Source organism: Sphingobacterium sp. SYP-B4668, from assembly GCF_027627455.1.
Classification (GTDB): Bacteria; Bacteroidota; Bacteroidia; order Sphingobacteriales; family Sphingobacteriaceae; genus Sphingobacterium.
This window is the reverse complement of record NZ_CP115483.1, coordinates 2,736,027-2,759,820: the sequence shown is the minus strand read 5'-3', so window position 1 is coordinate 2,759,820 and position 23,794 is coordinate 2,736,027. Positions and strand designations below refer to the sequence as shown.

Below are 23,794 nucleotides of genomic sequence, written 5' to 3'. Positions count from 1 at the left end.
TCTAGTTTTAGAGCTTAAACTCCATCACATCTTTTCTTTTTTTATTTTTAAACCGATCAGGTATTACGCGCAATATTTCTTTTTCTAAGGCTTGTATTGCCTGGCGTTTGACAAAATTTTGAGTTGTAACGATGCTGATTTCTCTTACAGGTTCGGGAGACTTGAAGTACCGGACATGTGCCAATTGCTCTTCGTCATAATCCATGATACTCATCTCAGGCAGGATAGTCATTCCCGAATTGATATCCACCATTCTTTTGAGGGTCTCCACACTTCCAGTATTGTATTCAAAATTACCGTCCATATTATGTTTGTAATGACAAATATTCAGTACCTGCCCTCGCATGCAATGCCCTTCGTTCAACAACCATAATTTTTCATGAGCCATATCGTCTGTGCTGATGACTTTTTTTTCAAACAAATCGCTCTTTTTTGAAACATAGCCTACAAATGTTTCGTAGAAAAGGGGGGATTCCAATATATTATGATCATGCAATGGAGTAGATAATATTCCGCAGTCCAAGATACCTACTTTGAGTTCGTGCAGAATACGCTCTGTTGTGTATTCCCAAACCTGTAATTGTAACTTAGGATACTTTAGCATAAAGGATGCCAAAACACGGGGTAGCAGATATGGAGCTACCGTAGGTATGACTCCTATTTTTAGAGCTCCTTCTAGTTCTCCTTTATTCTGTTGTACAACTTCCCCTATTTTACGACTTTCGGTCAGGACGATACGGGCTTGGGTAATGATTTTTTCTCCTATTTCAGTAGGTATGACAGGCTGCCTACTCCTGTCAAATATCTTAGCACCCAATGATTCTTCCAGTTTTTGAATTTGCATACTTAAAGTCGGTTGAGTCACAAAACACTTTTCGGCAGCAGCTACAAAACTGCGATAAGTGTCTACCGCTATAATGTATTCTAATTGAACTAGCGTCATAATATCAATTTTGATTATACAAAAGTAGCAAGTTTTTCAGCAAAAGCCTATTAATAATGGTTTCTTCGAAGATACTGCCGATCCTCTTCCAAAGTTTTAGTACATTTGAAGTCTTAATTTTGGCAGGTATAAATGAATTTAGAAGACAATCATCTAGATATAGCAGCGCACATTGTAAAACGCACCTGTGTATTTAGGAAAGCATTCCCTCCCATTCATATTTCGTCAAGTTTGAGGATTATATTGTCATCGAAAGTATAATGAACAACATATGAATATTTTTAATAAAAAAGGATTGGCAATAGCGTTGCTTTTTACCGTTAGCACCATCCATTTCTCGGCAAAAGCTCCAGATGAAGGCATGTTTCCCCTGAGTGAACTGAATCGAGCCGGATTAAAGGCTGCGGGGTTGAAGATCAATGAGAAAGATATTTACAATCCAGGAAAAGTTGGATTAGTAGATGCGTTGGTCCAAATTAGTGGATGTACAGGCTCGTTTGTCTCTGGAAAAGGACTTATCGTGACCAATCATCATTGCGCTTTCAGTGCGGTACAACTAGCAAGTACACCGGAGAAAGATTACCTAAAGAATGGGTTTGTCGCCAATTCATTTGAGCAAGAGGTTCAAGCAAAAGGATTGACAATTAGAATTACCGACTCTTATGAAGATGTGTCTAATCAGGTGTTGGCGGCAGTGGCAAATATCACGGACCCAATCCAACGCATCAACCTTATCAAGCAAAAAAGAGAAGAGTTGGCTGCTACCGCTCAAAAGAAGGATCCCACTATTAAAGCGGAGGTCTCGGAAATGTTTATCGGTAAGACCTATGTGCTGTTCCGCTATAAAACAATTGAAGATGTCAGATTGGTCTATATCCCGAGAAGGGATATAGGGGAGTTTGGCGGGGAGACGGATAATTGGGTGTGGCCACGTCATACGGGTGACTTTTCCTTCGTGAGAGCTTACGTAGCACCTGATGGATCATCTGCAAAATACGCGAAAGAGAATGTCCCCTATCAACCCAAAAAATTCTTAAAGGTAAATCCTAAAGGTGTGGATGAAAATGACTTTGTATTCATTTTGGGATATCCGGGTAAAACATTTAGACATCGTCCGACACAATATATCGAATATCAGCAAAAATTTCTGCTTCCTTACACGGCTGAACTCTATGACTTTCAAAATAGACAGATGGATCTTGCAGGTAAAAATGATAAGGCGACAGAATTAGCCTTGGCCACCCGCATAAAGCGAAATGCAAATGTGATGAAGAATTATAGGGGTAAATTGAAAGGACTGCGTAATATTGATCTTATCTCCAGTAAACGCAAAGAAGATGAGGACCTCTCGACCTTTATCAGTAGCAAGATAGACCTCCAAACCAAATATGGTAGTCTGATGGAGAATATTGACAAGTACTATAAAACGATATTCGAAGACGCTCAAAAGGAGCTTTGGCTAAACAATATCTATTCCAGTACTAAATTGCTCTCTGCAGCACGTTATATTAACACCTTTAAAGACGAACTAGCGAAATATAAATCAGCCAAGGATGCCGAAGATTTTTTCAAATTAAATATTGAACAAGTAAAGCGTGATGTAGCGGTCTTGTATGAGAGTTATAACCAAAGCGTAGATGAATCTATTGGGGCCCGTATGTTTGGAGATGGTTATGAATTGCAGGGGTTGAATAGTATCAGATCCATCCAGGATAAGAAATTCAGCAATCGTGCCCAAGCAGAAAATTATATCACAAATCTCATCAAGGCGTCTAAATTAAATAGTCTACAATCTTTAAATGACAACATTCTTTCTTCTTCTAAACAACTGTTGGGATATCGTGATGAACTTCTTGATTTTCAAAGAACATTGGAATCTGAAGTTCAGATATTTGGTCAGGAACAACAACGTAGAGAAGGTGAGTTGAATAAGTTAATGGGGGATTATGTTGCTGTGAAAGAAATCTATCAAGCTAAAAACTTTATTCCCGATGCCAATTCTACATTAAGACTTACTTATGGAAATATCAAAGGGTATACACCTGTAGATGCTACCTATATGAAACCATTTACCACTATAAAAGGCATCTTGGAGAAAGGAAATGATGACAATCCAGAGTTTGCTTATCCAGACGCTATTAAATCGGCATGGCTTTCTAGAAACTTTGGGGCATATGAGAAGAAAGACTTGAAGGATGTTCCTGTGAATATTCTTTATAATATGGACACCACTGGAGGTAATTCGGGTTCTCCAATTATGAATGCTTATGGAGAATTGATTGGTGTAAACTTTGATCGTTCCTATGATGCGACCATCAATGATTTTGCATGGAATGAAAGCTATAGTCGATCTATTGGGGTTGATATCCGGTATGTACTCTGGATTGCGGACAAAATTGACAATGCTCAATTCATTATTAAAGAGATGGGGATTTAATCAATCGGAAGAATATTATCCATGCTTCAAAAAAGGTGCCCTTGGGCACCTTTTTTTGGGGCAGCCAGTTTCAAATATCATCCAGCTATTTATATTCAGGTAATCTTTCAAGACTGATGCATCCTATGTTTCGCAAAATCTGTAGTGAATGGACATAGCGCTTGTCTAGCCGTGTCTAATTGTATATTCCAGGGAGGTATTATGCAAGTATTATATAGCTATTATGTAGGTAATATGTAGGTATTATATATTCATAATACCTGCATTACATATGCGAAACAATAGGATATTCCGTTAACATCTTCGAATTAATTCCTTATCTTTAAGGATAACCAACGCATGATCAGTTATGGCATTCCAAAAAGGCAACATTAAATTAGAGGGCAATATCGGTGACTTGAATTTTTACAAAAGTGGTGATGAATATCGAGTAAGACAGAAAGTTGCAAAAAAGAGCAAAAATGAAATATCCAATCTAGCCGAACGTTCCAAAGAAAATGCACAAGAATTTGGAAGAGTCAGTTCTTTCGCAAAGAATATCCGATCTGCATTAAAAAATGCCATGGGTCAGCATTATGAATTATTTTATGAACCCTCTAATCTCAATAGACTAGTCAAACGATTAAATCTGATATTAAAAGCAGATAAAATCAATATGCGAGGCAAGAGGGAAATCTTACCGGCCAACATGATGTTGTTGAAGAACTTTAGCTTCAACAACAGCTCACCTTTGAAGGATACCTTGCTGTTGCCAATCGACATTGATTATAATAAAAACCAACGGGAGGTCGTGGCCACGATTTCCAACTTTAATCCCGAATTTCATTTAGACATACCAAAGGAAACAAGCTCCTTTATGGTACATCTAACGATATTCAAAATTGACCATCTCAATATGGACTTCACAACACGCTACACACATAGTGAATTACTCTTTGTCCGCCAATCGCAGCCTTTCACCAATCTAATCTGCCAGATTGATGACCTAACAGCAACCGAAAGTATGCTAGTGGCTCTCGGAGTATCTTTATATAAAGATACTGCTGGCTACCCTGTACCTCAAATCAAACCCAATTTAAACAGTTTAGATATTACCGAGTTTTTTTGCGAACCATAAAGACGTAGGCTACTGCATCACCTTGTTTATTACGCAAAAAAGGTATGAATATCGATCCATAGTAAGTATTCATTAGCTTGTAGCGGCTACGAAGCAAGTGCCAGTTGATGTTTATCGACTTTTTGGCCACCCTTCCCTTCTTTGTTCACATGGGAAAACAAAACTTTAGCTCTTTTGTTGAATTATTGATTTTTAAGAAAGAAAGAAAAGGAAAATTATACCATTCGTCAACAATTATATAACGTTGCAATTTTCTATTATTCCGACCTTTACCAAAGGTAATTAAAGCTTAGATGATGACACAAAAATTTAAAATATCGGGAATGTCCTGCGATGGATGCAGAGCTAAAGTTGAAAATGTACTAAATGAGATGTCTGGTGTTGATGCCACGGTGAGCCTACATCCTCCCCTTGTAAGCATTACGTCCGAGCGGGACGTTACACGTCAAGAGTTTCAAGATAAGTTGTCAAATATCGGACAGTATACGCTTGAAGAAATACGTAACGATATGCCTATAGGGACCCCTCCTGTATCAATCTCCGACAAATATGCATGTCCGATGCACTGCGAAGGCAACAAGGTCTATGATCAACCTGGAAGCTGCCCTGTATGCGGCATGTTCTTGAAGCCTGTAGCTAGTGAAGATAAAGACATCTTGGTCGACGAAGGTGCAGGACATCCTACTTCTCATCATAAAGTGAAAGCCACCGAAAACGAACCACGATCTGGTACATACTATTGTCCTATGCACTGTGAGGGAGATAAGACCTATGACCAATCCGGAAACTGTCCCGTATGTGGGATGTTTTTTGTCGAAATGAAAAGTGGACATGTGCATCAAGAACATAAAAATACCTCAGAGAGTAAGCAGACGCAATCTCCTACATCAAAGGTTGCTTCCGAAAATCATAAAAGCGAAATCTATTATTGTCCGATGCACTGTGAAGGTGATAAGACCTATGAAAACCCAGGTAATTGTCCCGTTTGCGGGATGCACTTAGAGAAAGTTCCTGAAATTAAGACAAGGGCACAATATACATGTCCAATGCACGCTGAAATTGTACAAGATGGCCCAGGAAATTGTCCAATTTGCGGCATGGACCTTGTCCCAATGGCGTCCACTGAGGAGGAAGACAATACCTATCGTATGCTGCTGAAAAAATTCTGGATAGCGCTTGGATTCACGGTTCCGATTTTTGTTTTAGCTATGGGAGAAATGATTCCTGGCGATCCAATTGGTAAAGTAGTGCCACCGCATATAAACGGCTGGATACAGTTGGGATTGACGGTGCCTGTTGTTTTTTATGCGACTTGGATGTTTTTCGAAAGGGCTTGGACTTCGTTCAAGACCTGGAGACTAAACATGTTTAGTTTGATAGGTTTAGGTGCTGCGGCGGCATTTATTTTCAGCTTGGTCGGATTATTATTTCCTGAGATTTTCCCCCAAGAGTTTAGAGGACATCACGGCGGTGTAGGCCTCTATTTTGAGTCTGTATGTGTCATACTGACCTTGGTATTATTGGGACAAGTTATGGAAGCAAAAGCGCATTCCAGAACCAACTCTGCAATAAAGGAACTGATTAAGCTAACCCCCTCCGAAGCTATCCTTGTCGATAATGGACAAGATAGAAAGATTCCTGTGGACGCTATCGAGTTGGGCAACATCCTGAAGGTCAGGCCAGGTGACAAAATACCAGTTGATGGTGTCATCACGGAGGGTAATAGCACCATCGATGAATCGATGATTACGGGTGAGCCCATCCCTGTAGACAAAGTTGTTGGTGACAAGGTGTCTTCGGGTACAATTAATGGTAATAAAACTTTTCTTATGGAGGCACAACGTGTGGGTGAAGAGACACTGCTTTCACAGATTATAAACATGGTGAATACAGCCAGCAGAAGCAAGGCGCCTATACAAAAATTGACGGATAGAGTTTCGAGTATTTTTGTTCCGGTTGTGATTGTTATTTCGATTTTAACATTTGCGGCTTGGATGATTTGGGGTCCTGAGCCGAAGATTGTATTTGCTTTTGCCAATCTCCTGGCTGTCTTAATTGTGGCTTGTCCTTGCGCATTAGGATTGGCCACGCCAATGTCGGTGATGGTTGGAGTCGGTAAGGGGGCAAAGAATGGTATATTGATAAAAAATGCCGAAGCGCTTGAGAAGCTCAATAAGGTAAACGTCTTGGTAACGGATAAAACGGGGACCATCACCGAAGGAAAGCCTACAGTAAATGATGTAGTGCCTTTGGCAGGATATACCAAAGAGGACATCCTTCAAGCCGCAGGATCTCTCAATCAAAACAGTACCCATCCACTTGCCGAGGCAACAGTCCTCAAAGCTAAACAAATGTCGATTAATTTTAATCAAGTGATTGATTTTGAGAATATATCAGGAAAAGGTGTTGCTGGAAAGATCGACGGCAAACGTGTTTTGCTCGGAAATGATACACTTTTGACGGATTTCAATATTATCCTCGATGCGACGATCCAAAATCAGGTTGAAACTGAACAGTCAAAGGGAAAGACCGTGTCTTATCTCTCGATCGATGATCGACTTGCAGGATTTATTACGATATCAGATGCCATTAAGACTACATCAAGAGAAGCTATACACAAATTGGTGGAGCATGGTGTGGAAGTGGTCATGATTACCGGAGACAATGAGCGTACTGCGAAGGCTGTTGCCGATGAACTGGGTATCAAGCACTATTTGGCTCAGGCGCTACCTGAAGACAAGTTGAATGAGATTAAAAAAATGCAAGGAGAGGGTAAGACAGTAGCAATGGCTGGGGATGGCATCAATGACGCCCCTGCCCTAGCGCAAGCTGATATAGGAATAGCTATGGGAACGGGCACCGATGTAGCTATAGAGAGCGCACAGGTCACCCTCATCAAGGGAGATTTAAATGGAATTGTGAAGGCTAAAATTTTAAGTGAAAAATTGACCCGAAATATCAAAGAGAATCTAACTTTTGCATTTTTATATAATGTCTTGGGTATTCCAGTTGCCGCAGGGCTTTTATATCCATTTTTTGGTGTTTTATTGTCTCCAATGATTGCCGCTGCTGCGATGAGCTTTAGTTCAGTATCCGTCATCTTGAATTCATTACGGTTGAATGCTGCAACATTGAAAGGATAACCTTCGAATTGTCATTTTTAAGTGAAAAGCCTTCTTTATTTTAGGGGGCTTTTTTTTTGTGTTAATAATGTCTAATTTTGCGCTTCAAAACTTGTAATGCGGCATCACCAGATACTTCGCTATACCTTAATCGGTTTGCTTTTTATCATTCAAATTCTATTTCTCCTAGCGATTTTTGAGGAGCACATGCAGTCGCCTTGGATTGCTTTATTTATCATTGCGTTGTCCATATTGATCTTACTGTCGTACATAAAAGCACCTATACACCACGACAAGCATTTGTACGACCATATATGGGTTGCAGCTGGAGTGCCAGTTGGGGCTCTTCTATGCTACTATTTACACACACAGCATAATCTAGGCACTGTCTTATCGGCTGGTATAGTGGGGACTCTAGCTTCCTTCTTACCAAGCATTAATAAAAGATCAGACTATCTCAGTCAAATTCCGGCAGCTATTTATTGCGGGGCCTTTGTTGGAATGTCAAGTGGAGGTGTGGCCAGTGGTTTTAGCTTTATTCTAGCGGCTAGTATTTGTACAGCGGTATTGTTGATTGTTTCTAAAAGTCTTTTTTCTGGTATCGGCGGTAAATTGGGAACATTGGCCTTTCTCGGTGTGTCACTGACCTATTTAATCATATTTCTAATTAAGTAATCGGATGGAAATGTTGATCTTAATTTTTGTAGGCGTGGCTGGGAGCTTACTCTCCTACTTCACAAATGTAAGCTTAAAGCAAGGGCCGATTCGCTCCTCTGCAATGTTAACGATGTTTGTTGCGGGTTTTTTATACTTGTTTCCAGGACTACTATCTCCATACTTAACCAAAAACATACCATATGTTTTTATCGGCGCTTCATTTATTGGAATGGTCTCGACGCATCAACTTTCGAGCCATCTAGGCATTGGGCTGGCCGGGCTCATTTTTACATTTATTTTTCTCCATACGAGCAGGTTTTTCGATGGTTTCGGTGGCGCTTTAGGCACTTCGGCTTGTGTATCTATCCTGGCTGTGATGAGTATTCCTTTCCTCAAGACAAATAGAAAGGTTACGGTGGGCTTTCTTCAACTAAGACGTGTAGTTTTTCGCCAAAAGAAAAGACGTAAAAATAGGCAACATTAATATGCGCCAAATGCGTAGGAATGCAGATATAAATATTTCCCCTTCCTTAAAAAAAATTCAACAAATCCATATTTTATAAAAAATAATTTGTCTGCATATATATTATTTTTTAAATAATATTTTATGTTTTATAATTTGTATCTTTAAGGTTTTATGAATTTAGATTTTTATGGAAGGAATGAGAACCGAATCAGATTTATTAGGAGAGCTTGAGGTGCCTAGCGCTGCGTATTATGGAGTCCAGACCCAGCGAGCAATTGATAATTTCAAAATATCCAATCACAAACTTGGTCAGTACCCACAGTTTGTTAAGGCTTTAGGCATAGTAAAGTTAGGCGCCGCAGAAGCGAATATGGAGATGAATATATTGCCATCGCCAATTTTTGAGGCCATAAAATTTGCCTCAAAAGCTTTAATAGATGGAAAGTATACCGATCAATTTCCAATTGATATGATACAAGGCGGAGCCGGAACATCGGTCAACATGAATGCAAATGAGGTTATTGCGAATATAGCCCTTGAATATCTTGGGAAAAAGAAAGGAGACTATCAATTTTGTTCGCCTAATGACCATGTTAATCTCTCCCAGTCAACTAACGATGCATATCCTACTGCACTAAAAATAGCCTTATACGATATGCATTTGACTTTGTTGGAATCACTCAAGCACCTGCAAGTATCATTCGGCGTGAAAGCCGAAGAATTCAAGAGCGTGATCAAAATGGGACGCACCCAGTTGCAAGATGCAGTACCGATGACTCTAGGGCAGGAATTTGGAGGGTATGCTAATGCGCTGGGAAAAGAGTTGAATTCATTATCGTTTGCAGCAATGCAATTGTTAGAAATCAACATGGGGGCTACCGCTATTGGTACAGGTCTCAATGCTTTGCCTGGATATGCAAAATTGTGTACAGCCAAGATTGCCAAGCTTTTCAACGAACACGTACGGCTGGCAGATAATCTGGTGGAGGCCACTTGGGATACCAGCGCTTTTGTGGCTTATTCTTCGGCATTGAAAAAATTAAGCATCAAACTCTCTAAAATCTGTAACGATTTACGGCTTCTGACCTCGGGACCAAGGTCGGGTCTATTTGAAATCAATTTACCTGCAAAGCAGCCAGGCTCATCTATCATGCCTGGAAAAGTAAACCCCGTGATACCCGAGGTTGTCAACCAAGTTTGTTTTAAGATTATAGGAAATGATACAACAGTCTCTTTTGCTGCTGAAGCAGGACAATTGGAATTGAACGTCATGGAGCCCATTATCGGTTTTAGTCTTATGGAGTCGATACAATATCTCACAAATGCAATCGATACCCTACGGGAATCCTGTATAGAAGGTATTACGGCCAATGCCGAACATCTAAAAAGGGAAGTGCAGAATAGTATAGGTATTGTTACTGCCCTTAATCCTCATATTGGATATAAAGCAAGTACAAAAATCGCCAAAGAAGCCCTAGAGACGGGACGAAGTGTATATGTATTGGTACTGGAACAAGGGCTACTTTCACAAGAAAGGCTCGACGAAATATTAGACCCTAAGAATATGCTGGGACCTACAGTTTAAAGCATAAAATAGGAAGTTTTCATTGGTCGTATTCGAATTTGTAATGTTGGCCGCTATAAACTATATAAAATATTTGGTATATTTCATGTATCGGACAGTCCCGCCCTTTTATTGGGAGTCCGACTATAGTAAGTACTTATTATCAACTAAAAACAAAAGACTATGGCACAGACGTTTTTAAAATCAATCCGTTCTACAATAAAGAACTGGTACATCCCTTTAATCATAGGTATTTTATTGGTAGCTCTCGGAATATATGTAATGACAACGCCAATAGAGTCTTATTTGGCCCTAGCATTTCTATTCAGTTGGTCTTTCTTATTAACAGGAGTGTTGCAAATCATTTTTGCAGTCAACAATAAGGATGAAATGGACAATTGGGGTTGGCAGCTGGCAGGCGGTATCTTGTATGCCGTCTTTGGTTTATTTCTAATTGTCAATCCAGAAGTATCGATTGCCACCCTTCCACTAGTCGTTGGATTTTATGTTCTTTTCTATTCAATAAGTTCTCTAGGCGCGGCATTTGATCTTCGGAATTACGGTGCTGAAAATTGGGGCTGGGTAGCTGTGTTTAGTATTTTAGGACTTTTATTTGCATTTGTTTTATTATGGAATCCAGTATTTGCGGGTTTGTCATTGGTAATATGGACGGCAATATCAATCATCACGGCAGGATTCGTAGCAATAGTGACCTCTTTCCAACTGAAGCGGATAAAAGATATTGCCAAGAAAATTCCTTCAGACATAAGAGAGCGCATGGAAAAATTGAGAATGGAGTACTACGACGCTATGCGAAACAAATAGCCAGCTAACGATTTAAAAAAAGCGGGCTTTCTATAGAAAGCCCGCTTTTTTTAAAAAACCTTGTCTGTTATTTATGATCTACCTTCTTACGGATTTTGAGATAGACAAATAAAGCGGCAAGTGACAGCAGCAAGAAGAGCACATCAATTGTTAGGATATCAAAAGCATTTGACCGAAAACTTACCCAAATCCAATTCCCCCCAAAAACTCCATTCGCAATAGGTACCAATAGACATAGGATTACAGAAAGTAATACAGATTGCTTATTGGTAAGTGCGATACTACGCCGTGCTATAAAATACACACTCAATACCAGCCAAGAATAGAAATACCAATGGTAGATATCTGCTTGCGTTGGCGAGTTCAATACCTTTAACATGATAAACGTAAATGCAGTCACCGGCAACATGCTTAGACAGGATGCCATGAAAATATTCGCAGTCCAAAAGTTGAATTTTCTTTTATAGGCAGGCACGTTATTTTTGTCACGGGCTACCAACCAGATGAGAATTCCGGAAATGATAACAACGCACCCCATTACTCCTAGAACAAAGTAAACGACGCGTAGTGGTTTTCCTCCAAAATCTCCAAAGTGCAGGTGATATATGAGTGCCTTTATATTATCGATATAAGATGATTCGCTATTCGCTGATTTTTCACTGATGATCTTGTCGTCTTTAACTCGGTAGGTCAACTTACCTGCTCCTGCAAAGTTTTCCTTAGGGTTAGGCTTAGCTTCGACGATCACGTGCATATTATCATCTTGATAGTTTTTGATGAATATACGACTCACTACGGACCCAGGCCATCTTTTTTCGACACCCGCCACAAATGTTGTTAGATCGAAATCTTTATTAAGCGGTTTATAGGTATACTCATATTTGGAGGCATCATTGTATTGCAAATCTTGATAAATCTTTGCCTCCTCTCCCTTGTACAGCACCTTACTATAAGGGGTCATTAAGACAAAGTTAACAATAAGGACCACTCCCGTCACAGCAAACATGAATTGAAAAGGGAATCCGATGACACCAAGAGCAGTATGGATATCCGTCCATACTGTTTTCCATTTATTCCATGGCCTAAAAGTGAAAAAGTTAGATTTAATTTTGTCCCAGTGCAACAATAGTCCAGTAATCAACGCGAATAAAAACAAGAAGGAAACAATGCCTGCCACTAGATAGCCGAATGGTGTACCTATATTGATAGGTACCTGATTTAATTGCGCAAGGAAGTGTAGCCGATATAGAAATTCACCCATATCATACGATTGTGTATAATCTGACGTTTGCCGCTTCGCAAAATCATAGGTAAAATATGCCGAATCATCATTCTTTTCTCTTCCGCGCCCTCTTTTTCGCCCCTCTTTTTTCGGCATTGGTTTCTTACTTACAGTCGTGTCATTCGAAGGAGTCATATCGACGTAAGTACTGAAACTATTACGTTTTAAATAAAAAGAGAAATCCCTTCCCTTTAAATTATGTGTACTGGATAGGGAATCCATTAAAAAGTTGTAATCCCTTTTGACGAGTCCGCGATTAGCTTCGTAGGATGAGTTTTTTTGCCAAGCAGAAATTTCGTCTTTGAAAAAAGAAAAGGACCCCGCAAAGAATATAACATACAATAATGCGCATATGATAATCCCGCTTATAGTATGCGTATGAAAATAGATATTGTATCTTCTCAGATTCATGGTTGTAAATTAAATAATAGGGGGGCTAAGAACAATAGACTCAAAACAAGATAAGTGAGCCAAACTTTCCAAACATTTTGGGCTATGAAAGCCCATAGAAGCAAAAAAGCCCATAGTATATATCCAGTGATGAACGAGGTCGCGATTACATTTTCCTTAGGAAATAAAAAGGTCAAGCACAGATGGAAGCTAAGCATCACGACATACCCTCCTACAAATCCAGCAAGAATTTTGACCAGTCGAAGCCAAGGTGATTTGGTGAGATATTTTTTGTTTGCAGGCATAGGGATCAAATGAATAATTCAAGTCCAAGAAATAGGCTATAAATAAGTATCAGCGACCACGAAGTGAGATACCGAAATGGGAATATAGATACTATTAAGCTACCAATTGCCATAATCGATACTATAGATGCACATATACCGCTCATCCATCCTAACTGATGTATCATGAGGACAGTTGCGATTACGAAAATAAGCGCTACCGCTGCCTTACTCAACTGTGGCTTAGCCTCCAAGCGGAGCAGAAATTGGGATTTATCCTTCCATTTGGCTTTTTTTGATGTATTGAACCAAAGAAAGAACCCGATGAATACCAATAACAAATATGTACTGAACATTTACTAATTAAGGTTTTTAAATAATCAGCAGCTGGCACCATAGCCAACCGCTGAAAAAATTAAGAGAGAGATTCGTTAACGCGCATGCCACAACTTGAATAATTGTCGACTTGAGCATGCCGCAATGCTATGTATTTATTTAATTTCAAAAAAGGTAGTGGATCCCTGCCATGCATGTGTAAAGGCCTTCCCACCCCAATTACCGGCTTCTGGCAGATATTGAGAAGCTTCTGTAACATAGGCACCCTTCCAGAGTGGTTCAAAAGAAACTTGACCTTGACTATCGCTTTTGAACGTTTTACTCCAACCTGAAGACGACATCACAATCACTTCAGCATTCTCGAGCGGCTTCCCATTCTTAGATACCAACGCATTTATTTTGGAATTTTGACCAGAAATATCTGTTTGTACGCTGACCGACAAAGGTTGAACGATGGACATATCTCTATTAACAGTCTCCTTGCCAACTTTTACAGGAAGAAAGGAAGAAAACTCGTATTTGGTCGTACCCCCAAGTTCTTTTGCCGTGTGTACTGTCGTAATATAATAAACACCATCCTCAGAAGGCAAAAAAGACGATAGTAAGTAATCCTGCTTGTCTTCTAATTGTAGTTTAACACGCTTTTTACTTGGAGTGTGTAACCACACTTCAATATTTTTTAAATCCGAATACCATTTGTCGGTCTTCTCGATTTCGCCGCTTGCGTATTCACCGTAAAACACTTTAACCTCTTGAGATTGGTTTTTTTTAGCTACAGATACACTTTCAATCCAAATGGCGTGTGCCATTGCCACTTGCCCTCCTAGAAGGAGTAGGATCATTAGAATAACAGGTTTGGTAATATTTTTCATGTTTTATTTAGACTTATTATAAACAATGAGACAAAGTTAAAATAAATTATATAAGCTCCAAGAAAAAAATAAAATCGCTTGAATTTTATCGAAAAAAGAAAAGACCGATATTGCCATCGGTCTTTTCTTTTTTCCCAGGATACATTCTATTTGTTCTTCCAGTTTGGCATTCTTTTCTCTCTTTGCGCGACTAGCCCTTCTTTGAAATCTTCAGAAGTCTTCAGATCGTTTAAAGCTTTCAATAGGTATGGATATCGCGCTGATTCACCTAATTCTTGCAACTTTTCCAGAGCTTCAAATCCTTTTCGTATCGCGAGTGGGGCATGTAAGCAAAGTTGGTGGATCAACTGTTGAACGTTATCATCATCCTGTGCTTCTATCAAATCAAATACTATTCCCATGTGCTTTAATTCGAGAGCTGAATATGTGCTTGCCCGAATACACATATCCAAGGCCTTGTTTGAAGGTAAATGTCGCAATAAGGACGCTAATACTTGGAAAGGAAAAAGTCCAATCTTAACCTCTGGCAGTGAAAACTTGACATGAGGCTTGGCAAATACATACGTACAAGCCAAGAAGATTAGGAAACCTCCGGCATATACATCCCCTTCCACTATGCATATCGATGGTTTATGAAGTTGAGCAAAAGCCGCTCCCAAAGAGATGTCCTTATTTTGTATAGATGGGTTACGCTTATCGAGGCTAGGATTTTCAAAAACGTTTAAATCCATACCAGCACAGAAAACAGGTCCTTCAGCGTTGATAACGACAAGTCTGATTTCTGAATTGATTTCTGCTTGAAATAAAGCATGGTCAATTTCATTGACCATTGTTGGGGTAAATGCGTTTCTTTTGTCGGGACGAGAAAGAGTCAGGTAACAAACATGCTCTTGTGTTACCACTTTGATGTAATGATATATCATACCTTAATCATTTGATTAAATTGTTGCTCTAATGCAAGTATGCTGATTGGGTCGCCTCGCTCGAAATAAAACAGTAGATCTTCCATTGCAATATTTCCAACAAGCTCGTCGGTCGCAAATGGACAGCCGCCAAAGCCAAGTATAGCTCCGTCAAACTTTCTGCACCCAGCTTCGTAAGCTGCTTTTATCTTCAAAAGTCCAGTGGTTTTGGATGAATGAAAATGTGCCCCTATATCTAGCTTAGGAAAATCCTTATAAGCTTTTTCAAACAATGTGGTTATTTGAAAGGGATTTGCTTCCCCAGTTGTGTCTGCAAGTGAAAAATCAATAATACCCAGATTAGCAATCTCACCCAACCAATATGTGACCAACTCTTCGTTCCATTCCTCTCCATATGGATTGCCAAATGCCATAGATAGGTATGCCACGACTTCCTTACCGTTGTCATGTGCTATCTGAACTATATTTTGGAGACGTCGGAAAGAGGTTTTGATATCACTGTTGGTATTTCTTCTTTGGAACTCTTCAGATATGGAAAATGGATAGCCGAGGAAATGGATTTTGCTTAAAGAGGCAGCCTCTTCCGTCCCTTTTTCATTGGCCACGATTGCTAACAATTTTGTATCATTTATCAGCTGAAGTCCTTCTAAAACTTGTGCCGAATCCGCCATTTGGGGTACCGCTTTGGGTGAAACAAAACTACCGAAATCTATACAATCAAAGAGATTGCTCTCAATCAATGCGTTTATGTAGTCTATTTTATCAGCAGTTGGAATAAACTGGTGGATGCCCTGTATCGCATCACGAGGGCACTCCACTAATTTAACTTGACGCGTTTCCTTAGACATCTTGTTGTATTTCTCTAGCTATAACCATTTTCTGTATACTGGATGTTCCTTCACCAATGGTACACAGTTTAGCATCTCTAAAGTATTTTTCAGCTGGGTAATCCTTTGTAAATCCATATCCTCCAAAGATTTGAACACTTTCATTAGAAACTTCTACCGCTACTTCGGAGGCGTAGAGCTTAGCCATTGCACTGGCTTTTGAGGATTTTTCACCTGCTTCTTTTTTAAATGCAGCTTGTCTAGTCAGTAATTCAGCAGCCTCAACTTGTGTCGCCATTTCAGCTAATTTAAAACTTACTGCTTGAAATTCAAATATTTTCTGATTGAATTGCTCCCTTTCATTGGCATATCGCAATGCGCATTCGTAGGCTCCTCGAGCAATTCCCAAAGATAGTGCGGCTATGGATATACGGCCACCATCTAACAATTTGAGCGCCTGAACGAAACCTTGCCCCTCCTCTCCTATTACTTGATCTTGGTGGACTCGACAATTATCAAAAAATAAACACGCTGTTTCTGAGGCGCGCATGCCCAGCTTGTTCTCTTTTTTACCTGCTGAAAAACCGGGTGTACCTTTTTCGATTATAAATGCTGTCATGCCTTTTTTATCGCCTTTTCTGCCAGTACGGGCTATCACAACTGCCACATCGCCACTAATGGCATGGGTTATGAAATTTTTCGAGCCATTCAATACGAAATACTTCCCCTCCCGTTCTGCAATGGTGGTCAATCCTCCTGCGTCAGATCCCGAACCTGTCTCCGTCAATCCCCAGGCACCTAGCCATTCCCCAGTGGCTAGCTGGGGCAGATATTTTTCCTTTTGAGATGCGTTGGCAAAGCTCAATATGTGGTTTGTACATAGCGAATTGTGGGCGGCCACGGATAGTCCTATAGAACCACAGACCTTAGAAATCTCATCCAATATGGTGATATACTCCTGGTACCCCAATCCAGCCCCTCCGTATTCTTCAGGAACCAATATCCCCATGAAGCCGTATTCGCCCATTTTTTTAAAAAGATCGACGGGAAAGGTTTGTGTTTCATCCCATTCCATGATATGAGGCTTAATATAATTAACAGCAAAATTGGCAGCGCTCTGCCTAATTAGACCCATTTGATCTACATTCGTGACAAACATAATTCTTTATTTACTTGTTTATTAAATTGGTGATTTTATCGAGTCAAATATATACAAACTATTATATATACAATTACAAAAATATCAAAATATTGTTTTATTTTTACTCGATATTATGAAATTATCAATATTAATAGCCTATATAAATCAAAATAACAAATGAATGCACTTATTGATGTTTTAAAGAGGAAAAAAGAAGCACTGGCCTTGGGGGGAGGTATCGACAAAATTCAGAAGCATAAAAAGAAGGGTAAACTCACCGCCTGGGAGCGTATACACTACCTACTGGATGTCGATCGCGAGTTTATCGAAATTGGTATTTTTGCCGGAGATGGTATGTACGAAGAAGAAGGAGGTTGTCCTAATGCAGGTGTCGTCTGCGTCTTAGGCTATGTCAAGGATAGACAATGTGTAATAGTCTCTAACGATGCAACAGTTAAAGCTGGAGCATGGTTTCCAATTAGTTGTAAGAAGAACCTCAGAGCACAAGAAATTGCAATGGAAAATCATATTCCCATTATTTATCTGGTGGATTCGGCAGGGGTATTTCTCCCTATGCAAGATGAGATTTTTCCTGATAAGGAGCATTTTGGTCGCATTTTTAGAAACAACGCGCATATGTCCGCTATTGGTATTCCACAAATATCGGCCATTATGGGAAGCTGTGTTGCTGGCGGAGCCTACTTACCGATCATGTCAGACTATGCTTTTATAGTAGAAGGTACTGGATCGGTATTTCTTGCGGGTCCATATCTTGTCAAATCCTCCATTGGAGAATCTGTCGATGCCGAGACATTGGGAGGGGCTTCCACACATAGTGAAATATCAGGTGTAACGGACAATAAATATCCCACAGATGAAGCTTGTCTAGACGCTATCAAGGGTGTGATGGATAAGCTGGGGTATCCACCTAAGGCCAATTTCAACCGTAAAGAAGCAAAAAATCCGAATCCCTCAGCCAAGCGAATTATCGATATTTTGCCATTGGATCGAACCAAGCCATATGATATGGGGCAAATTATCAATGCGCTTGTAGACGAAGGGACTTTTGAAGAATACAAAAAAGATTACGGGAAAACCATTATCTGTGGATTAGCTCGTATTGAAGGTTGGGCCGTCGGTATCGTAGCCAACCAACGCGAAGTCGTTAAAGCTAAAAAAATAGGTGGTGCTATTGAGATGCAAATGGGAGGAGTTATCTATAGTGATTCTGCAGATAAATCAGCCCGATTTATTATGAATTGTAATCAACAGTCCATTCCGTTGGTCTTTTTACAAGATGTAACCGGTTTTATGGTGGGGAGTCGATCTGAGCAAGGGGGAATCATCAAAGATGGGGCTAAGATGGTCAATGCCATGGCCAATTCTGTTGTTCCCAAATTTACGTTCATTGTAGGTAACAGCTATGGTGCAGGCAACTATGCCATGTGTGGAAAGGCCTATGATCCTCGTCTGATATACGCTTGGCCTACCGCAAAAATGGGTGTTATGAGTGGTGCGGCAGCGGGAAAGACACTCCTTCAAATACAAGAAGCTGCACTTAAGAATAGAGGGGTCAATATTACTGAGCAAGAGGAGTCTGCGCTTCTCAAAAGTATAGAAGATAAATACAATGAGCAGCTAAGCCCGTATTATGCCGCCTCACGACTTTGGGTAGATGGCATCATTCATCCTGATGAAACCCGGAAAGTGATCAACCTCGGAATACATGCTGCCAATCACGCACCAATCGAGAAGCGTTATAATGTAGGTGTCTTGCAAACATAACTCGTAACATGTGCATATTTGCTACCCTGGGGATGGGGATTGAAAATTCAGCAAGATTCGGATTTTATACGCGCAAAATACTTCGGATATTTGTGTTGTAAATTTTAAACTATGGAAACACAACACCATGCCGACTTTCAGCGAATTGCGGAAGCGATCACCTATATCAAATGTCATTTTAAAGAACAACCCTCTTTGGACCAGATTGCTGACCATGTACACGTTAGCCCATCTCACTTTCAGCGAATGTTTACCAATTGGGCGGGAACCACACCTAAGAAATTTTTGCAATACATCTCCATCGAGCATGCAAAAAAGGTGCTTCGCGTAGATCAGCAGTCCACCTTATTTGATACGGCATATGAAACAGGATTGTCCAGTACCAGTAGACTTCATGATCTGTTTATTGGTATAGAGGGAATGACACCAGCAGAGTATAAACATGGGGGACGCAATCTTCAGATTAAATTTTCATTCAAAGAAAGCCCGTTTGGAAGACTTATTGTTGCTTCTACAAACAAAGGGATTTGTTTCATTGGCTTCGTTGAGGACAATAAGGATGGACTGTGGCAATTATCTTCTCGATTTCCGAATGCTAGGACGATTGAAGAGCAAGACCCCATGCATGACCAAGTGCTTTCATTCTTTCAACAGGACTGGACACAGCTTCCACAGATTAAATTGCACCTCAAAGGAACAGATTTCCAATTAAAAGTCTGGGAGGCTTTGCTGAAGATACCTGTAGGTAGACTATCCACTTATGGTATGATAGCTGATGGACTTGGTAACCCCAAGGCTTCTCGTGCAGTAGGGACAGCCATTGGAAGTAATCCTATAGCTTACTTAATACCTTGTCATCGTGTCATCCAATCTACAGGCGCCATAGGTGGCTATATGTGGAATCCTGTACGCAAGACAGCCATAATAGGATGGGAATATGCCGCAAACGAATTACAAACCTTGTTTTAATCTTAATTTTAGCGTATCATGCACCTGTTTGATATAGTATACGATAGTTCGAAAAATATTCTTCCTTATGACGGAGAAGTATATTATTATGGGCGGATGATAGAGGCGGTACAAGCGGATCATTATTATTCGCGGTTATTGGATAGCATCTCTTGGCGGAATGATGAGGCTGTAATTTTTGGCAAGCACATCCTAACCAAAAGGAAAGTGGCTTGGTATGGTGATTTGCCCTTTTCATACACGTATTCAAATATTACCAAATCTGCCCTGCCTTGGACAGATGAACTTCTTGAGCTCAAAAACAAGGTCCAGGAAGTTACAGGTGAACAGTATAATTCCTGTCTTTTAAACCTTTATCACAATGGTGAGGAGGGCATGGCTTGGCACAGTGATGGTGAAAAAGATTTAAAGAAAAATGGCGCAATTGCCTCCATGACGTTTGGTGCAGAGCGCAAATTCGCGTTTAAGCATAAGGACACCAAACAGGTGATCGCATTGGAATTGGCTCATGGAAGCATACTAGTGATGAAAGGTATTACGCAAAGCCATTGGCTACACCGCTTACCCCCAAGCAAAAAACCATACGGTGCACGTATCAATCTCACCTTTCGTACAATTGAAGCATAGCATACCTCCTCCTCCTCATTGACATGACAACCTTTTGCGACCAACGTATATTGGTACAATTTTGATAACAGTAATTTTATCTAGCCTGTAAGTCTAAAAAGTAATATTTTATCTACCTTTGTCAGACTTATTTTTGCCGAGGCACAGACTAGTTGTATATGCATAGATTTAGAATTAACACACTGTTTTTGACTGCGGGTTTAGGGCTATTGTCCTTGTCCTCCTGCAAGACACTCTATACCAAAGCTTCGGATGATCATCAGGGCTATACTATTGGGACAGAAATTGCTGCAGACAGTTCCATCGTGGCCCTCTACGCCCCGTACAAAAAACAGATGGAAGACGAGATGAACCGTATTATCGGGTATTCGGATATCCATCTTACAAAAACTCGAGATGCAGAGAGTCTTATGGGCAATTTCTTTGTGGATGCTTTGTTGGCTATTGGTCAGAAGCTCGATCCAGAGACTGCGCTTTCTTTTGCAACGAAAGGTGGGATTCGTAATGATATGCGTCAAGGGGATATCACCGTTGGCAATGTGTTTGAAATCATGCCATTTGAGAATAAGATTTCGATATTGGAATTGACGGGACAAGATTTACTTAATCTTGCCGATTATGTGGCCGAAACAGGGGGGCAGCCGATTGGTGGATTGCGTGTGGTTATCACAGACAAAAGGCCATCAGAGGTCCGGCTTAACGGAAAGGCGATAGATCCCAAAGCACATTACAAATTGGTCACATATGATTATATCGCTAATGGAGGCGACAATCTCAAGGCATTGATAGCCCCCATAGGGCGAAAGGATTACGACACGAAGGTGAGAGAAGGATTGATCGATTATATTACCGAACAAACAAAATTAGGGAAACACATTGATGCCAAATTAGATGGAAGAGTTAAAATCAATCAATAGAAGAACCTTTATAAAAAGTGTAGGTGCATTAGGTGCGGTTGCAACTTTCAGTAGTCTTCCACTTGAAGCGCTTGCCGAGAATGAAGTAAAGATTACAATTCTCCACACCAATGACGTGCACAGTCGCATCGAACCTTTTCCGATGGATGGATCACGCAATCAAGGCTTGGGTGGTGTAGCGCGACGCAGCACCATCATTCAGCAAATCAGGAGCCAGGAGAAGAATGTATTACTATTGGATGCTGGAGATATGTTTCAGGGCACCCCCTACTTCAATCTTTTTGGAGGAAAGCTAGAATTAGACCTGATGTCGAAATTAGGCTACGACGCTGGCACTTTTGGAAATCATGAATTTGACAATGGTCTCCATGGACTTATCAAATATCTGGACCATGCTTCGTTTCCTTTTCTCACAGCAAATTATGATTTTAAAGGGACGGTATTGGAGGGCAAGACACAGGATTATGTTATTTTTAAGCGTGGTGGTGTCAAAATTGGAGTGTTTGGCGTATGTATCGATGTAGCGGGGCTGGTAGATCCGACTAATTGTGCGGGAATGAAATACTTAGACCCCATTCCTGTCGCCAATAGACTGGCAGCCAAGCTTAAGAACGAACACAAATGTGCGCTCGTCATCTGTCTATCCCATTTGGGGTATAAATATGATAATGACAAGGTATCAGACACTATATTGGCGCAAAAGACACAGCATATAGATCTCATCATCGGGGGGCATACACATACTTTTCTAGACGAACCTGTATCAGTAAGCAATCTAGCGGGAGAGCAAACCCTTATTAATCAAGTAGGTTTCGCAGGTATCAACTTAGGTCGAATCGACTTTATTTTAAAGCCCTATTCGGGAAAGAAGCGAATCGAATCCATTGTGTACCAAGTGGACCACCATATTAAGCCTTCGATTTTAACATAACAGACGGACAATAAGTTTAGTAAAATGTCAAATCGAGCGACTGATCTTCAACTCCGATTTGACATTTTTTTTGTACTCTTTTTTGCAATGTACATTTGGGTACTGAAACTATACTGTAAAAATGGGGTTAACGATTAAATACTTACATAAATAATGAAAAAACTCATACAGATATATATAAAGTCATACAGTGGTCTTTCTCCAGCGGCTTGGCTATTGGCCCTGGTCATGCTCATCAATAGAATGGGCTCTATGGTTATACCATTTTTGGGTATGTATATGACCAAGCAGCTAGGGTTTGATATTTCGCACGTGGGCATTGTATTGGCCTGTTATGGTTGTGGATCTGTAGCCGGGTCCTGGCTTGGCGGTTGGCTTACAGACAGAGTAGGCAATTTCAAAGTACAATCGGTTAGTCTTATTTTGACGGCTCCGTTATTTCTTATTATGCCACTATTTACAACGTTTGAATCTATGTCTGTCATGGTATTCGTACTGAGTTTGGTTGCAGATACATTTCGCCCGGCAAACTCTGTCTCGGTAGCTCGATATGCTAAACCAGAGAATCTGACGAAAGCCTATTCACTAAATAGAATGGCGGTTAATTTGGGATTTTCAGTAGGGCCAGCACTGGGAGGCTTCTTAGCCACATTCTCGTATCATTGGATTTTCTATGGAAATGCTATAGCCGTAGCCGCTGCAGCTATTGTTTTTCTTTATTTTTTTTACAATCGCAAGGGAAATACAGTCAACAAAGAAATCAAGATTGACACCCCTCCTACCAAACGTGACCGTAATCCATACACCGATGGTCCATTTATCCTGTTTTCGGTATTATGCTGCTTGTTTTCTATGGCATTTTTCCAGCTCATCAGCACGTTACCGCTATTCTATCAAGACGTGCATAAGATGACCGAAGGAGAGATTGGTTTGATACTTGGCTTCAGCGGGTTTGTGATCGTCGTATTCGAGATGATCTTGGTTCATATCGTTGAACACCGCGCTACCATTACCCGTATTCTCTTCTACGGGACCCTTTTCGCAGCTATCTCCTACTTCATGCTTAATTTTAGCTTTGGGATAGTGTGGTTGTACTTGGCCATGTTTATGCTGTCGCTAGGAGAAATGTTGACCCTTCCATTTATGGCCACTGTCACGGCATTACGATCTACACGCAATACACAGGGCGCTTACATGGGGATGAACTCTATTGCGTTTGCATCGTCCAATATATTTGGACCGTTCTTGGGTACGAAAGCAGTTTCTTTATGGGGATATCACACACTTTGGTACATCGATGCGGCTATCTTACTGGTTGTAGCTGTTGGTTTTATCTGGTCGATGAAACGACTGAATATAAATTGATGATTCGAATCACC

General features: G+C 40.3%; 20 protein-coding genes. 13 read left to right on the top strand and 7 right to left on the bottom strand.

The window, feature by feature from the left end; translation table 11 throughout:
* Positions 1 to 7: 7 nt before the first annotated feature.
* Positions 8 to 943 carry a hydrogen peroxide-inducible genes activator gene (locus OQ289_RS11460; protein WP_270087001.1) on the bottom strand — a complete coding sequence of 312 codons (936 nt, stop codon included), beginning with the start codon at positions 941 to 943 and terminating at the stop codon, positions 8 to 10.
* 271 nt (positions 944 to 1,214) lie between these two features.
* Here OQ289_RS11460 and OQ289_RS11455 point away from each other — a divergent pair, with 271 nt between their 5' ends.
* The 7 genes from OQ289_RS11455 to OQ289_RS11425 all read left to right on the top strand — a co-directional run bounded on the left by OQ289_RS11455 (position 1,215) and on the right by OQ289_RS11425 (position 11,131).
* A complete protein-coding gene (locus OQ289_RS11455) occupies positions 1,215 to 3,380 on the top strand; it encodes a S46 family peptidase (RefSeq protein ID WP_270087000.1) in 2,166 nt (721 codons plus the stop codon).
* A 349-nt stretch (positions 3,381 to 3,729) separates the two neighbouring features.
* Entirely contained in the window at positions 3,730 to 4,497 is a 768-nt protein-coding gene (locus OQ289_RS11450; RefSeq protein WP_270086999.1) for a hypothetical protein, read from the top strand.
* Positions 4,498 to 4,790: 293 nt separating this feature from the next.
* The gene (locus OQ289_RS11445; RefSeq protein WP_270086998.1) at positions 4,791 to 7,640 is read left to right on the top strand and encodes a heavy metal translocating P-type ATPase; all 2,850 of its coding nucleotides are present in this window, start codon (positions 4,791 to 4,793) and stop codon (positions 7,638 to 7,640) included.
* 96 nt (positions 7,641 to 7,736) lie between these two features.
* Complete coding sequence (locus OQ289_RS11440; protein ID WP_270086997.1) at positions 7,737 to 8,294, top strand: hypothetical protein; 558 nt, start codon at positions 7,737 to 7,739, stop codon at positions 8,292 to 8,294.
* Positions 8,295 to 8,298: 4 nt separating this feature from the next.
* Positions 8,299 to 8,760 (top strand): hypothetical protein, encoded by a 462-nt coding sequence (locus OQ289_RS11435; RefSeq protein ID WP_270086996.1) that lies wholly within the window; start codon positions 8,299 to 8,301, stop codon positions 8,758 to 8,760.
* A 169-nt stretch (positions 8,761 to 8,929) separates the two neighbouring features.
* Positions 8,930 to 10,327 (top strand): aspartate ammonia-lyase, encoded by a 1,398-nt coding sequence (gene aspA / locus OQ289_RS11430; RefSeq protein ID WP_270086995.1) that lies wholly within the window; start codon positions 8,930 to 8,932, stop codon positions 10,325 to 10,327.
* A 162-nt stretch (positions 10,328 to 10,489) separates the two neighbouring features.
* Positions 10,490 to 11,131: an HdeD family acid-resistance protein gene (locus tag OQ289_RS11425; RefSeq protein WP_270086994.1), complete on the top strand. Its 642-nt coding sequence runs from the start codon at positions 10,490 to 10,492 to the stop codon at positions 11,129 to 11,131.
* A gap of 67 nt (positions 11,132 to 11,198) precedes the next feature.
* On the opposite strand, the gene OQ289_RS11420 is transcribed toward OQ289_RS11425, so the two are convergent.
* From OQ289_RS11420 to OQ289_RS11395, 6 genes are all read right to left on the bottom strand, one after another.
* The gene (locus OQ289_RS11420) at positions 11,199 to 12,824 is read right to left on the bottom strand and encodes a PepSY-associated TM helix domain-containing protein (protein ID WP_270086993.1); all 1,626 of its coding nucleotides are present in this window, start codon (positions 12,822 to 12,824) and stop codon (positions 11,199 to 11,201) included.
* Positions 12,825 to 13,113: 289 nt separating this feature from the next.
* Positions 13,114 to 13,443, bottom strand: a complete 330-nt coding sequence (locus OQ289_RS11415) for a hypothetical protein (RefSeq protein WP_270086992.1) — start codon at positions 13,441 to 13,443, stop codon at positions 13,114 to 13,116.
* A gap of 135 nt (positions 13,444 to 13,578) precedes the next feature.
* Complete coding sequence (locus OQ289_RS11410) at positions 13,579 to 14,295, bottom strand: DUF4198 domain-containing protein (protein ID WP_270086991.1); 717 nt, start codon at positions 14,293 to 14,295, stop codon at positions 13,579 to 13,581.
* A gap of 146 nt (positions 14,296 to 14,441) precedes the next feature.
* The gene (locus OQ289_RS11405) at positions 14,442 to 15,218 is read right to left on the bottom strand and encodes an enoyl-CoA hydratase/isomerase family protein (protein ID WP_270086990.1); all 777 of its coding nucleotides are present in this window, start codon (positions 15,216 to 15,218) and stop codon (positions 14,442 to 14,444) included.
* Positions 15,215 to 16,066 carry a hydroxymethylglutaryl-CoA lyase gene (locus tag OQ289_RS11400; protein ID WP_270086989.1) on the bottom strand — a complete coding sequence of 284 codons (852 nt, stop codon included), beginning with the start codon at positions 16,064 to 16,066 and terminating at the stop codon, positions 15,215 to 15,217. Before OQ289_RS11400 ends, OQ289_RS11405 begins: the two co-directional genes overlap by 4 nt.
* Positions 16,059 to 17,204 carry an acyl-CoA dehydrogenase family protein gene (locus OQ289_RS11395; RefSeq protein ID WP_270086988.1) on the bottom strand — a complete coding sequence of 382 codons (1,146 nt, stop codon included), beginning with the start codon at positions 17,202 to 17,204 and terminating at the stop codon, positions 16,059 to 16,061. Before OQ289_RS11395 ends, OQ289_RS11400 begins: the two co-directional genes overlap by 8 nt.
* A 159-nt stretch (positions 17,205 to 17,363) precedes the next feature.
* Here OQ289_RS11395 and OQ289_RS11390 point away from each other — a divergent pair, with 159 nt between their 5' ends.
* From OQ289_RS11390 to OQ289_RS11365, 6 genes are all read left to right on the top strand, one after another.
* Positions 17,364 to 18,971 carry an acyl-CoA carboxylase subunit beta gene (locus OQ289_RS11390; protein ID WP_270086987.1) on the top strand — a complete coding sequence of 536 codons (1,608 nt, stop codon included), beginning with the start codon at positions 17,364 to 17,366 and terminating at the stop codon, positions 18,969 to 18,971.
* Between the two features lie 111 nt (positions 18,972 to 19,082).
* Positions 19,083 to 19,940, top strand: a complete 858-nt coding sequence (locus OQ289_RS11385) for a methylated-DNA--[protein]-cysteine S-methyltransferase (protein ID WP_270086986.1) — start codon at positions 19,083 to 19,085, stop codon at positions 19,938 to 19,940.
* 18 nt (positions 19,941 to 19,958) lie between these two features.
* Positions 19,959 to 20,567, top strand: coding sequence for an alpha-ketoglutarate-dependent dioxygenase AlkB family protein (locus tag OQ289_RS11380; protein ID WP_270086985.1), 609 nt, complete (start codon positions 19,959 to 19,961; stop codon positions 20,565 to 20,567).
* Between the two features lie 158 nt (positions 20,568 to 20,725).
* A complete protein-coding gene (locus OQ289_RS11375; protein WP_270086983.1) occupies positions 20,726 to 21,484 on the top strand; it encodes a 5'-nucleotidase C-terminal domain-containing protein in 759 nt (252 codons plus the stop codon).
* On the top strand, positions 21,459 to 22,415 hold the full coding sequence (locus OQ289_RS11370; RefSeq protein WP_270086982.1) for a bifunctional metallophosphatase/5'-nucleotidase: 957 nt from the start codon (positions 21,459 to 21,461) through the stop codon (positions 22,413 to 22,415). The genes OQ289_RS11375 and OQ289_RS11370 overlap by 26 nt, the downstream gene beginning before the upstream one ends.
* A gap of 153 nt (positions 22,416 to 22,568) precedes the next feature.
* Positions 22,569 to 23,780 carry an MFS transporter gene (locus tag OQ289_RS11365; protein WP_270086981.1) on the top strand — a complete coding sequence of 404 codons (1,212 nt, stop codon included), beginning with the start codon at positions 22,569 to 22,571 and terminating at the stop codon, positions 23,778 to 23,780.
* Positions 23,781 to 23,794 lie beyond the last annotated feature (14 nt).

Excerpts from the sequence above, each read along its gene's own strand:
- OQ289_RS11460 (WP_270087001.1), bottom strand. The coding sequence starts at position 943 with ATGACGCTAGTTCAATTAGAATACATTATAGCGGTAGACACTTATCGC.
- OQ289_RS11455 (WP_270087000.1), top strand. The coding sequence starts at position 1,215 with ATGAATATTTTTAATAAAAAAGGATTGGCAATAGCGTTGCTTTTTACC.
- OQ289_RS11450 (WP_270086999.1), top strand. The coding sequence starts at position 3,730 with ATGGCATTCCAAAAAGGCAACATTAAATTAGAGGGCAATATCGGTGAC.
- OQ289_RS11445 (WP_270086998.1), top strand. The coding sequence starts at position 4,791 with ATGATGACACAAAAATTTAAAATATCGGGAATGTCCTGCGATGGATGC.
- OQ289_RS11440 (WP_270086997.1), top strand. The coding sequence starts at position 7,737 with ATGCGGCATCACCAGATACTTCGCTATACCTTAATCGGTTTGCTTTTT.
- OQ289_RS11435 (WP_270086996.1), top strand. The coding sequence starts at position 8,299 with ATGGAAATGTTGATCTTAATTTTTGTAGGCGTGGCTGGGAGCTTACTC.
- aspA (WP_270086995.1), top strand. The coding sequence starts at position 8,930 with ATGGAAGGAATGAGAACCGAATCAGATTTATTAGGAGAGCTTGAGGTG.
- OQ289_RS11425 (WP_270086994.1), top strand. The coding sequence starts at position 10,490 with ATGGCACAGACGTTTTTAAAATCAATCCGTTCTACAATAAAGAACTGG.
- OQ289_RS11420 (WP_270086993.1), bottom strand. The coding sequence starts at position 12,824 with ATGAATCTGAGAAGATACAATATCTATTTTCATACGCATACTATAAGC.
- OQ289_RS11415 (WP_270086992.1), bottom strand. The coding sequence starts at position 13,443 with ATGTTCAGTACATATTTGTTATTGGTATTCATCGGGTTCTTTCTTTGG.
- OQ289_RS11410 (WP_270086991.1), bottom strand. The coding sequence starts at position 14,295 with ATGAAAAATATTACCAAACCTGTTATTCTAATGATCCTACTCCTTCTA.
- OQ289_RS11405 (WP_270086990.1), bottom strand. The coding sequence starts at position 15,218 with ATGATATATCATTACATCAAAGTGGTAACACAAGAGCATGTTTGTTAC.
- OQ289_RS11400 (WP_270086989.1), bottom strand. The coding sequence starts at position 16,066 with ATGTCTAAGGAAACGCGTCAAGTTAAATTAGTGGAGTGCCCTCGTGAT.
- OQ289_RS11395 (WP_270086988.1), bottom strand. The coding sequence starts at position 17,204 with ATGTTTGTCACGAATGTAGATCAAATGGGTCTAATTAGGCAGAGCGCT.
- OQ289_RS11390 (WP_270086987.1), top strand. The coding sequence starts at position 17,364 with ATGAATGCACTTATTGATGTTTTAAAGAGGAAAAAAGAAGCACTGGCC.
- OQ289_RS11385 (WP_270086986.1), top strand. The coding sequence starts at position 19,083 with ATGGAAACACAACACCATGCCGACTTTCAGCGAATTGCGGAAGCGATC.
- OQ289_RS11380 (WP_270086985.1), top strand. The coding sequence starts at position 19,959 with ATGCACCTGTTTGATATAGTATACGATAGTTCGAAAAATATTCTTCCT.
- OQ289_RS11375 (WP_270086983.1), top strand. The coding sequence starts at position 20,726 with ATGCATAGATTTAGAATTAACACACTGTTTTTGACTGCGGGTTTAGGG.
- OQ289_RS11370 (WP_270086982.1), top strand. The coding sequence starts at position 21,459 with ATGGAAGAGTTAAAATCAATCAATAGAAGAACCTTTATAAAAAGTGTA.
- OQ289_RS11365 (WP_270086981.1), top strand. The coding sequence starts at position 22,569 with ATGAAAAAACTCATACAGATATATATAAAGTCATACAGTGGTCTTTCT.